A 10,377-nucleotide genomic window follows, 5' to 3' on the forward strand; every position below is an offset into this window, starting at 1 on the left:
GCTCTCGTTCATGATCCGGCGAACGTTTCACCAGATCGCACCGCCCACCCCGCACGAAACGCAACCCCCGCGACCCGCACCTACCGCAGCGGCCACACCGCCCACCGGGCATGGGCGAACCCGTCGGCGATCACTTTCGGTGACGAATGACCTACTCTGAGCTGGAAGACGGTCACTCCGAGTGGAGGCCGTCCGGGATTCGGGGGCTCGGCTGTGACGACGAAATGGCGGGAACTCGGCCGCCGTGCGTGGACGCGCGCGACGTCCACGACGCGGGGACGAGCGACCTTCGTCACCGTGGCGGCGGCCGCGGTCGTCCTGTTCCTGCTGGTCTCCCTGCTTCTGCTGCTCGGGCGGGACTGGACGGAGAACCGGGTCCGGGCGACCTCGGAGCGGACCGTCGAACGCGTCATCTACGACTTCACCCCGGCCGACCGCGAACAGGTCTTCGTCCCCAGGGAGGACGAGACCGCGCTGATCCAGGTCGTGAACCAGGACGGCGAGGTCGTGGCCGCCGCGCCGCGGCTCCGCGGCCGCCCGGCGCTGGCCGGCGCGGACGTGACGCGGGCCAGGCTGCTCATCGACGGCCATTACTGCCCCGCCCACCTGAACGACTGCGTCTGGGTCTTCGGCCTGCGGGTGCGGAACTCGCCCTGGGGCGAGGGAGTGATGGTCATGGCGGCGACACCGCTGCCGGGCGCGGCGACCATGTGGGCGCTGCTGGCCTCCATCGCGCTGGTGACGCTGGCGCTGCTCGCCCTGATCGCCTGGTGGACGTGGCACACGATCGGCCGCGTGTTCGTCCCGGTCGACCAGATCCGCACGCAGATGGCGGACTTCGTCGCGCACGGCATCGGCCACCGCGTGCCCGTCCCCGCGGAGGCGAGCGGCCCGGTCCGGTCCCTCACCGAGGCCGTCAACGCCACGCTCGACCAGCTGGAGGACGCGAGGGTCCGGGAGCGGCGCTTCGTCTCCGACGCCTCGCACGACCTGCGCAACCCGATCGCCGGCCTGCAGATGCAGCTGGAGCTCGCGCTCGACGAGCCGGACGGCGCCGGCTGGAGGCCGATGGTCGACTCGGCCCTGCGCGACGCGCGGCGCCTGGACGACATCGTCAACGACCTGCTGGAGCTGTCCAGGCTCGACTCCCGCGCCCCCGCCGCGGTGGAGACGGTCGACCTCGCCGAGATCGCCCGCCGGGAGATCGGGCGCCGGTCGCCCCGCGTCCCGATCGAGGCCCGGCTGGAGCCCGGCGTCACCGTCCGGGCGAACCCCGTGCGGCTGACCCGGGTGCTGAACAACCTGCTGAACAACGCGAAACGGCATGCGGAGTCGCGCGTCGAGGTGACCGTCGCGCGCAGCGGCGCCGACGCCGTCCTCGAAGTGCTGGACGACGGCGCCGGCGTCCCGGAGGAATCGCGGGAACGGGTTTTCGAGCGGTTCTCCCGCCTGCCTGACTCCCGGGCCCGCGACCCGCAGGGCACCGGGCTCGGCCTGCCCATCGCCCGCGAGATCGCCGAGATCTACGGCGGCTCCCTCCGCATCGCCGACAGCCCCCGCGGCGCCCGCTTCGTCCTGCGCCTCCCCCTGGCCGACAAGGGCACGGCCACGTGAAACGGTGCCGTGCCGCTGCGCGTCAGGATGCGGGAGCGCGGATCACCCTGATGACGCAGCTCAGGTCCTCGGCACCGTGCCCCGCGTCGACGGCCCGCCAGAACAGGTCCCGGAGCGCCCGCGGCCCCGCGGTGTCGATGCCCGCCTCGCGGGCGGCCTCCACGACGTGGTCGGCACCGACCGCCTGCATGCGGAGGCTGTTGTCGTCGCCCGGATGGACGTCCGCGTCGATCGCCTCGGCCATCTCCTTCAGGAAGCCCATGGGTCCGTCCCCGGCGAGTTCGCGCACGGTCGTGGCGGCGAACGGGAGGAACCGCCGGGCGGAGACCCCCGCCGACCCCACCAGCGCGACGGCGTGCATGTAGGCGGTCAGCGTGGACCAGAACAGGTAGAGCTGCGCCTGGTAGTACAGCATCGACAGGCCCGGGTCGGTACCGACGAACGTGACGTCCCCCAGCACCTCCAGGGTCTTCCGGTGCCGCTCGACGAGCTCTTCGGGGCCGCTGTAGAAAACGTACGCTCCCGGCTGCCCGATGCCCGGCGGAGGCACCATCACGCCACCGGTCACCAGGGTTCCGCCCTTCCCCGACATCCACTCCCCCGCGCGGCGCAGCTCGTCCGGGCTGCCGGAGCTGAGGTTGACGATGACGCGGCCCGCCAGGTCCGCGCCGGCGAGCGAGTCGTACATGGCCCGGTAGTCGGTCTGGCTGACGACGACCAGTTCGGACGCGGCGACCGCGGCGGCGGCCGTGGGGGCGAGGGCCGCCCCCTCCGCGACGAGCGGAGCCGCCTTGGCCGCCGTGCGGTTCCACACCGTCGTGGGGTGGCCGCCGGCGAGGAAGGTCCTGGCCATCGTCGTGCCCATGGGCCCCAGGCCGATGATCGTCACCAATGTGTTCATGATGTTCTCCCGTCCTTGGTCGCCTCCACCCTCGTCCGGGCCGCTACGGATCGGCCGCGGGTCCGTCCGTAGCGGCGGTTACGCTGGCGTGGTGCGCTTCGGGGTGCTGGGCCCGCTCGCGGTGTGGACGGATGACGGAACGCCCGTGCACGTCCCCGAGGCGAAGGTCCGGACGCTGCTGGCCGTGCTGCTGACCGGCCCCGGGCGTCCCGTCTCGTCCGACCGGCTCACCGACGCCCTCTGGGGCGACGACCCGCCGCGCAACCCGAGGGGGACGCTCCAGGCCCGCGTCTCCCAGCTCCGCGGGATCCTGGACGCGGCGGAACCCGGCGGCCGGGACCTGATCGCGTTCCGGCCGGCCGGCTACGTCCTCGGCACGCCCCCGGAGACGGTGGACGCCGGACGCTTCACGGCGCTGCTCCGCCTGGCCCAGGGCACCGCCGACCCCCTCGCGAGGGCACGGCTCCTCGGGGACGCGCTCGCCCTCTGGCGCGGCCCCGCCTACGCGGGCTTCGCCGACGCCGAGTTCGCCCGCGCCCCGGCCACGACCCTTGAGGAGGACCGTCTCACCGCCGTGGAGGAGCACGCGGAGGCACGCCTCGACCTGGGCGAGCACGCGGCCGTCGCCGCCGAGCTGGCCGCCGCGGTGGCGCGGCACCCGCTGCGGGAGCGGCTCCGCGCCGCGCACCTGCGCGCCCTCTACCGCGCCGGACGCCAGAACGAGGCCCTCGCCGGCTACCACGACCTGCGGGAACGGCTCGCCGGTGAACTGGGCGTCGACCCGAGCCCGGAGCTCGCCGCGCTCTACCACTCGATGCTCCAACAGGACCCGTCGCTCGACCGGGACCCGCCTGCCGCTCCGCCGCTGCCCGTCCCCCTGGACGAGCTGGTCGGGCGGGAGAGCGAGATCGGCGCCGCCCGCGCGCTGCTGGCGGCGCACCGCCTGGTGACGTTCACCGGAACCGGCGGCGTCGGCAAGACCCGGCTGGCGCTGGAGACCGCCGCACGCTCCGCGGCCGACCATCCCGGCGGCGTGTGGGCGGTCGAACTCGCCGCGGTGCGGCCCGCGACGGCGGACGAACTGGCCGGGCACGCCGCGCGCGTCCTCGGGCTGCGCGACGAGTCCGCGGCGCGGCCGGTGGAGCGGCTCGGGGCCGCGCTGCGCGGGCGGCGGGCGCTGCTCGTCCTCGACAACTGCGAGCACGTCGCCGAACCCGCCGCCGAGCTGGCGGAGCGGCTGCTCGGCGACGCGCCCGGCCTGCGGATCCTCGCGACCTCGCGGGAGCCGCTGGGCGTGCCCGCCGAACGGCTGCTGGTCGTCCCGCCGCTGGACCTGCCGGGCCGGGAGGCCGCGCCGGCGGAGCTGCGGCGGTCCGGTGCGGTGCGGCTGTTCGCCGCTCGGGCGGCGGCGGCCTCGCCCGGGTTCGCGCTGGACGAGGACACCGCCCCCTGGGCCGCCGCGATCTGCCGGCGGCTGGACGGCGTCCCGCTCGCGCTGGAGCTCGCGGCGACCCGGGTCCGCGCGCTCGGGGTGCGGGAGCTCGCGGCCCGGCTGGACGACCGGTTCCGGGTCCTCGCCGGCGGCCGGCGCGGCGGCCCCGCCCGGCAGCGGACGCTCCGCGCGGTGATCGACTGGAGCTGGGAGCTGCTGACCGGCCCGGAGCGGACGGCGCTGCGCCGCCTCGCCGTCCACGCGGGCGGCTGCACCCTCGGCGCCGCCGAGGAGGTCGGCGGCACCCGCGTGGACGTGCTCGCGAGCCTTGTCGACCGCTCCCTCGTCGTCCGGACCGGGGACGGCCGCTACCGGCTGCTGGAGTCGATCGCCGCGTACGGCCTGGAACGCCTCCGGGAGGCCGGAGAGGAGGACGAGTTCCGCCGCCGCCACGCCCGCCACTACACGGGCCTGGCCGAGCGGGCGGCGGAGCGGCTGCGCGGCCCGGAGCAGCGGGAGTGGCTCGACCGGCTCGACCGGGAGGCCGCCAACCTCGCGGCCGCCCTCGGCCGGGGCGACGCCGTCCGGCTGGTGAACGCCCTGGGCTGGTACTGGTACCTGCGCGGACGGTTCGACGAGGCCCTGCGCGCCTGCACGACCGCGCTGGCGGCACCGGACGACGCGCCCTCGCCGGCCCGCCTCGAAGCGGGGGTCTGGCTGGCGGCCTTCACCATGCTGGCCGGTGCCGGCACCGACTCGGAGGAGCTGCGCCGGGACGCCCTGGACCACCCCCGCGACCCGTTCGCCCAGGCGAAGGCCGAATGGCTGCTCAGCCACGTCCACTGGGCGTACGGCGACCTCGCCGCGAACGAGGCCCGCACCCGCCGCGCGCTCGCGGTGTTCCGCGCACGCGGCGACCGCTGGTTCACCGCCGCCGCGCTCGCCGCCCGCGCCAGGTTCGCGATGGGCCGCGGCGACCTCGCCGCGATGGCGCGGGACGCCGCCGAAAGCCGCGCGGTCTTCGACGACCTCGGGGACCCCTGGGGACGGCTGGAGGCCGCCGACGCGCTCGCCCGGCACGCCGAGATCACCGGCGACCACGACGGGGCCGCGGCGATCCTCCGCGACGCCCTGCGCGTCGCCGAAGAGCTGGGGATGTGGCCCGAGGCGTCGTTCCGGCTCTCCGGCCTCGGCCGCGTCGCGCTGCTCAAGGGCGACCTCGATTCGGCCCGGGACCTGCACGAGCGGGCTTTGGAACTGGCCGTCCGGCACGCCGCGCGGTCGGCGGAGGAGTTCGCCGAGACGGGGCTCGGCCTCGTCGCCAGGGCGCGCGGCGACCTCGCCGCGGCCGAGAGCCACCTGCGCGCCCGGCTCGGCTGGCTGCACGGCATCGGCGGGACGGCCGGCATCGCGTTCCTGCAGGCCCAGCTCGGCTACATCGCCGAGGAGCGCGGCGACGCCGCCGCCGCGCTGGCCCGGCACGCCGAGGGCCTCGCCGCCGCCCGCGCCGTCGGCGACCCGCGCGGCATCGCGCTCGCGCTGGAGGGGCTCGCGGGTGCGCGCGCCCTCGCCGGTGAGCAGGCGGCGGCCTCCGGGGGCCCGGCCGCGGCCGCCCCGCTGCTGGACGAGGCCGGGGCGCTGCTCGCCGAGGCCGCCGAGCTCCGCGCATCGGCCGGCGGCGCGCTGCCCGCCGCCGAACGCCGCGACGTCGACCGCGCCCTCGCCCGGATCGCCCGCGGGGGCCGGTGACGCCTGCTCGGCCGCCGCCAGGGAGGATTCAGGCGGTATCTGCTGTTATCTACCGCAGTGGTCGCGGCGCGGGAGAGGACGACATGACCGAGGATCTCGGATACGGGTGGCAGGGCGACATGATCGCCCTGCCCGCCTATCTGAAGCGGATCGGGTACGACGGTGACCTGGCCCCGACGGCCGGGACACTGCGCGCGCTGCACCGCGCCCACGTCATGTCCATCCCGTTCGAGAACCTGGAGATCATGGTCGGTCGGCCGGTCGAGCTGTCCCTGGAGGCCGTCCAGGCGAAGCTCGTCGACCGGCCGCGCGGCGGCTACTGCTTCGAGCACAACCGGCTGTTCGCGGGCGTCCTGGAGCGGCTCGGCTACGAGATCACCGCGCTGGCCTCGCGGGTGATGATGGGCGGGCAGGTCCTGCGGCCGTGCTCGCACGTGCTGCTCCACGTCCGCCCACCGGAGCCGCCGCGCGACGAGCCCGGCTGGCTGTGCGACGTGGGGTTCGGCGGCGGGCCGCTGGAGCCGCTGCGCTTCCGGGAAGGCGAGGACGCAGAGCAGGACGGCTGGGGGTTCCGGCTCCGGAAGGAGAAGGGCACCCCGACCACCTGGGGCGAGGGAGCCGCCCAGTGGGCCCTCTACCAGCGGCTCCCCACGGGCTGGGTCCGGCGCCAGACGTTCGCGCTGAACGAGACGTTCCGCATCGACTTCGACGTGCTCAACCACTACGTCTCGTCCAACCCGCGCTCGCCGTTCACGATGCGGCCGTTCCTCCAGCGGTTCCTGCCCGGCGTCCACCACGTCCTGGACGGGACGACCCTGACCACCACCCTCCCGGACGGCACCGTGGAGACCCGCGCGCTCGCCCCCGAGGAACTGCCCGAGGTGCTGGCCGGCCTGTTCGACATCGTGCTGGAGGCCGGCGACGTCCCCCGCCTCATCGAGTTCCTCCGCCGCTGAGCGCGGTTGAAGCCCTCCCTCGGGGTATTGCGGGCGGAGACCGAAAGGAGGGGTGATGAGCGAACAGAAGCGTGACGAGGACAAGCCGCTCGCCGACCGCCGCGCGGAGGCGGGCGCTCCCCAGGAGACCGACCAGGACTTCGCGGGCGAGCACACGCCCGGCCCCACGGACCCGCCGATCGCCGAGGCCGAGACCCCCGGCGGCGAGGACGACGGCTACAGCCCCCAGACCGAGGTTCCCTGACCGGGCCCCCGACGCGGAAGGGCCGCCCCGAGACCGGGGCGGCCCTTCCGCGTCTCCCCTGTCAGGAGGGGTACGGCGACTGCTGGTCGGGCGGGACACCGCCGCCCTCGCCGCCGCCCTTGTCGCCCTTGTCGGTGCCCTGCGCGCGGCCCTTCGACCCCGTCGACTTCGGATCCGCCGCCTCCGGTGGCGGCTCGTTCGTCACCTGCGTGGTCTCGGACCGCCGCATCTCGGGCTGCTGCGGATTCGGCATGATGTCGCCTCCTAAGCGCTCGACGGATCGGGACGCAGCGGGTCGTGCCCCACGGTCATGAGCGCGTGCCGCCACGCCTCGTCCTGTTCCGCGTCCGGTGGACGGTTCTCCAGCCGGTCCTCCACGAAGTCCACGACCTCCTGCATCACCTCGGCGTCGCCGGCGGTCAGGTCGACCTTCCGCTTGCGCAGCACGTCGACGACGCGGGCCCCGAGTTCGGAGACGCCCGGACCCGGGCCCGAGGGGAAGGCGTCCTCTCCGGAGGCGTCGGTGAGCAGCCAGACCCGCAGCTCGTCGGAGGTCATGTTGACGAGCCGGTGGAAGTCCTCCCAGGCCAGCTCCGCCTCCGCCGGAATGCGTTGATTCATCGGTAACTCCCTGTCGGCTTCCCCGACCGCCCTACCCGGCACCCGCGCGCCCATTCACCTCGCCGCCCGGCGACCGCTCGGCCGCAACCGGGGTTCGGGCTTGTGACAAACTCCTGCGGGCAGGACACCCGCAAGGGGCAGCGAGCAGAGGGAGCGCAATGGAACTCGTCCACTCCGGCAAGGTCAGGGACGTCTATGCGGACGGGGACGACCTGATCCTCGTCGCGTCCGACCGGGTCAGCGTGTACGACGTCGTCCTGCCGACGCTCGTCCCCGACAAGGGGAAGATCCTCACGCAGCTGTCCCTGTGGTGGTTCGAGCAGCTCGCCGACATCGTCCCGAACCACGTCCTGTCGGCCACGGACGTGCCGGAGGAGCTGGCCGGACGGGCCGTCCGCTGCCGCCGCCTCACCATGCTCCCCGTGGAGTGGATCGCCCGCGGCTACCTCGCCGGCCTCGGGCTGAAGGAGTACGAGAAGGACGGCACCGTCTCCGGCGTCCCGCTGCCGGACGGGCTGGTCGAGGCGTCCCGGCTGCCCGAGCCGATCTTCACCCCCACCACGAAGGCCACCGAGGGCCACGACGAGTTCATCACCTACGCCGACGTCGTGCGCGAGATCGGCGACGACACCGCCGCTCACCTCAAGGACGTCACGCTGGAGATCTACCGGCGCGGCGCGGCCATCGCCGCCGAGCGGGGCATCATCATCGCCGACACGAAACTGGAGTTCGGCCGCGCCGCCGACGGCACCCTCACCCTCGGCGACGAGGTCCTGACGTCCGACTCCTCCCGTTTCTGGCCCGCCGACCAGTGGGAGCCGGGCCGCCCGCAGCACGCGCTGGACAAGCAGTTCGTCCGCGACTGGAGCAGCACCCTCGACTGGGACCGCACCCCGCCCGGCCCCGAGATCCCCCAGGACGTCGTGGACGCCACCCGCGCCCGCTACATCGAGGTCTACGAACGCCTCACCGGCCGCACCTGGACGTCCTAGAAGGCCGTCCGGTCCCCGCTCGCGACGATGTCGCGGCCGAGCGGCGCCAGCGACACCGGGATCAGCTTGAAGTTGGCGATCCCGAACGGGATGCCGATGACCGTGATGCACAGCAGGACGCCGGTGGCGAGGTGCCCGAGGGCGAGCCACCACCCCGCGACGATGATCCAGATGACGTTGCCCACCAGCGAGCCCGCGCCGGCGTCCCGCCGCGGGACCGTGGTGCGGCCGAACGGCCACAGCGCGAACCCCGCGATGCGGAACGACGCGATGCCGAACGGGATCGTGATGATCAGGACGCAGCAGATGATCCCGGCCAGCACGTAACTCAGCGCCAGCCAGAACCCCGCCAGCACCAGCCACAGAATGTTCAGCAACGTCCGCACCACGGCCTCCAGCCCCAGAGATCACTTAGATCCTAAGGTGCCGTACCCGGCGGGCGTCAGAACTCCCCGGCGAGGTCCGCGAGCAGAGCGCGCTTGGACTTCGCCCCCACGATCTGCCGGACGACCTCACCCTCCCGGTACAGGTTCATCGTCGGGAAGCCCATGACGCCGTACCGCGCCACGACCTCCGGGTGGTCGTCGCCGTTGAGCTTGGCGACCGCGAGCCGGTCGCCGTACTCCGCCTCGATCTGCTCAAGGATCGGCGCGATCATCCGGCAGGGGGGACACCAATCCGCCCAGAACTCGACCAGGACGGGCCTTTCCGCGCGGAGCACCAGCTCGTCGAAGTTCTCCGCCGTCAGTGTGATCATCCGTTCCCTCCGGGGTCGGCGCGCAGCCCGGGCAGGCGTCCGGCCCGGTCGCGCGCGCCAGCTGGCCGGCCACGCCCGCGCGGCGGCGGATCAGGACCCGTATCTCGGCGTCGATCTCGGCGAGCTTGCGCCGGTAGACGGCGACCGACTCGGGACACGCGGCGCCGTCCGGGTGCCCGGCCCGCAGGCAGTCCACGAAGGGACGCGTGTCGTCCAGCGTGAACCCCGCCGCCGCCAGCGACCGGATCTCCAGGACGAGCCGCAGGTCGGACTCCTCGTACTGCCGGTACCCGTTGGCCGCGCGCCGCGCCGGCAGCAGCCCCTGCTGCTCGTAGTACCGCAGCGTCCGGGTGCTCACCCCGGCGCGCGCCGCCAGTTCCCCGATCCGCATCCGGCCTCCTTCGTCCGTGGCCGCTACGACGCTAACCCTTGACCCCCGCGTCAAGGTCAACAGCGGGGTTCCGACTGGATAGTCCGGGGGAGGAAGCGGGAGGACGCGGTATCGAGCGGGGGGTGGCGGGATGACCGACCAGAAGGCGTGGCCGCGGCTGCGCGTCGCGGACTGGACCGACACACGCGACACCCTGCACATGTGGACGCAGATCGTCGGCAAGATCCGGCTGGCGCACGCGCCCCTGCTCAACCACTGGTGGCAGGTCACGCTGTACATAAGCCCGCGCGGGTTCACCACGTCCGCCATCCCGTACGGCTCCGGGGCCTTCGACATCGAGTTCGACTTCGTCGACCACGTCCTGCGCATCCGCGGCAGCGACGGCGCGTCCCGCCAGGTGAAGCTGGAACCGATATCCGTGGCCGACTTCTACGCGCAGACCATGGGCGCCCTGGACGACCTTGGAATCTCGGCCCGGTTCCAGACCCGACCCAACGAGGTCGACCCGTCCATCCCGTTCGCCGAGGACCACCAGCACAACACCTACGACGCCGAGGCCGCCCACCTGTTCTGGCGCCAGCTCCTCCAGGCGAATCGCGTCATGGGCGAGTTCCGCGCCCGCTTCGTCGGCAAGTGCAGCCCGGTCCACCTGTTCTGGGGCGCCCTCGACCTGGCCTGCACGCGCTTCTCCGGCCGCTCCGCCCCGCCCCACCCCGGCGG

11 protein-coding genes and 1 pseudogene are annotated in these 10,377 nt (G+C 74.0%); 6 read left to right on the forward strand and 6 right to left on the reverse strand.

What is annotated here, in order from left to right; genetic code table 11:
- Nucleotides 1-213 precede the first annotated feature (213 nt).
- The gene (locus E1200_RS25975) at nucleotides 214-1,614 is read left to right on the forward strand and encodes a HAMP domain-containing sensor histidine kinase (protein ID WP_131954697.1); all 1,401 of its coding nucleotides are present in this window, start codon (nucleotides 214-216) and stop codon (nucleotides 1,612-1,614) included.
- Nucleotides 1,615-1,636: 22 nt separating this feature from the next.
- On the opposite strand, the gene E1200_RS25980 is transcribed toward E1200_RS25975, so the two are convergent.
- Entirely contained in the window at nucleotides 1,637-2,515 is an 879-nt protein-coding gene (locus E1200_RS25980; RefSeq protein WP_131954698.1) for an NAD(P)-binding domain-containing protein, read from the reverse strand.
- Nucleotides 2,516-2,606: 91 nt separating this feature from the next.
- Between E1200_RS25980 and E1200_RS25985 the strand changes: the two genes are divergently transcribed.
- From E1200_RS25985 to E1200_RS25995, 3 genes are all read left to right on the forward strand, one after another.
- Entirely contained in the window at nucleotides 2,607-5,696 is a 3,090-nt protein-coding gene (locus tag E1200_RS25985; RefSeq protein WP_131954699.1) for a BTAD domain-containing putative transcriptional regulator, read from the forward strand.
- 83 nt (nucleotides 5,697-5,779) lie between these two features.
- Entirely contained in the window at nucleotides 5,780-6,652 is an 873-nt protein-coding gene (locus tag E1200_RS25990; protein ID WP_131954700.1) for an arylamine N-acetyltransferase, read from the forward strand.
- A 55-nt stretch (nucleotides 6,653-6,707) separates the two neighbouring features.
- On the forward strand, nucleotides 6,708-6,896 hold the full coding sequence (locus E1200_RS25995; protein ID WP_131954701.1) for a hypothetical protein: 189 nt from the start codon (nucleotides 6,708-6,710) through the stop codon (nucleotides 6,894-6,896).
- 61 nt (nucleotides 6,897-6,957) lie between these two features.
- On the opposite strand, the gene E1200_RS26000 is transcribed toward E1200_RS25995, so the two are convergent.
- Entirely contained in the window at nucleotides 6,958-7,149 is a 192-nt protein-coding gene (locus E1200_RS26000; RefSeq protein ID WP_131954702.1) for a hypothetical protein, read from the reverse strand.
- 11 nt (nucleotides 7,150-7,160) lie between these two features.
- A complete protein-coding gene (locus E1200_RS26005; RefSeq protein ID WP_131954703.1) occupies nucleotides 7,161-7,517 on the reverse strand; it encodes a DUF3140 domain-containing protein in 357 nt (118 codons plus the stop codon).
- A 158-nt stretch (nucleotides 7,518-7,675) separates the two neighbouring features.
- On the opposite strand from E1200_RS26005, the gene E1200_RS26010 reads away from it, so the two are divergent.
- Nucleotides 7,676-8,509 carry a phosphoribosylaminoimidazolesuccinocarboxamide synthase gene (locus tag E1200_RS26010; protein ID WP_131954704.1) on the forward strand — a complete coding sequence of 278 codons (834 nt, stop codon included), beginning with the start codon at nucleotides 7,676-7,678 and terminating at the stop codon, nucleotides 8,507-8,509.
- On the opposite strand, the gene E1200_RS26015 is transcribed toward E1200_RS26010, so the two are convergent.
- The 3 genes and pseudogenes from E1200_RS26015 to E1200_RS34990 all read right to left on the reverse strand — a co-directional run.
- Nucleotides 8,506-8,895, reverse strand: coding sequence for a YccF domain-containing protein (locus tag E1200_RS26015; RefSeq protein ID WP_131954705.1), 390 nt, complete (start codon nucleotides 8,893-8,895; stop codon nucleotides 8,506-8,508). The two genes, E1200_RS26010 and E1200_RS26015, sit on opposite strands and share 4 nt — an antisense overlap.
- A 56-nt stretch (nucleotides 8,896-8,951) precedes the next feature.
- On the reverse strand, nucleotides 8,952-9,266 hold the full coding sequence (gene trxA, locus E1200_RS26020) for a thioredoxin (protein WP_131954706.1): 315 nt from the start codon (nucleotides 9,264-9,266) through the stop codon (nucleotides 8,952-8,954).
- Between the two features lie 100 nt (nucleotides 9,267-9,366).
- A pseudogene (locus E1200_RS34990) lies at nucleotides 9,367-9,657 on the reverse strand (MerR family transcriptional regulator); the annotation flags it as partial.
- Nucleotides 9,658-9,787: 130 nt separating this feature from the next.
- Here E1200_RS34990 and E1200_RS26030 point away from each other — a divergent pair.
- On the forward strand, nucleotides 9,788-10,377 hold a 590-nt coding region (locus tag E1200_RS26030; RefSeq protein ID WP_243708836.1), incomplete at its 3' end, for a DUF5996 family protein.

Source organism: Actinomadura sp. GC306, assembly GCF_004348665.1.
Taxonomy (GTDB): Bacteria; Actinomycetota; Actinomycetes; order Streptosporangiales; family Streptosporangiaceae; genus Spirillospora.

What these genes read in the sequence shown, in the direction of transcription:
- trxA (WP_131954706.1), bottom strand. Translation starts at nt 9,266, where the DNA reads ATGATCACACTGACGGCGGAGAACTTCGACGAGCTGGTGCTCCGCGCG.
- E1200_RS26010 (WP_131954704.1), top strand. Translation starts at nt 7,676, where the DNA reads ATGGAACTCGTCCACTCCGGCAAGGTCAGGGACGTCTATGCGGACGGG.
- E1200_RS26000 (WP_131954702.1), bottom strand. Translation starts at nt 7,149, where the DNA reads ATGCCGAATCCGCAGCAGCCCGAGATGCGGCGGTCCGAGACCACGCAG.
- E1200_RS26005 (WP_131954703.1), bottom strand. Translation starts at nt 7,517, where the DNA reads ATGAATCAACGCATTCCGGCGGAGGCGGAGCTGGCCTGGGAGGACTTC.
- E1200_RS25980 (WP_131954698.1), bottom strand. Translation starts at nt 2,515, where the DNA reads ATGAACACATTGGTGACGATCATCGGCCTGGGGCCCATGGGCACGACG.
- E1200_RS25995 (WP_131954701.1), top strand. Translation starts at nt 6,708, where the DNA reads ATGAGCGAACAGAAGCGTGACGAGGACAAGCCGCTCGCCGACCGCCGC.
- E1200_RS25990 (WP_131954700.1), top strand. Translation starts at nt 5,780, where the DNA reads ATGACCGAGGATCTCGGATACGGGTGGCAGGGCGACATGATCGCCCTG.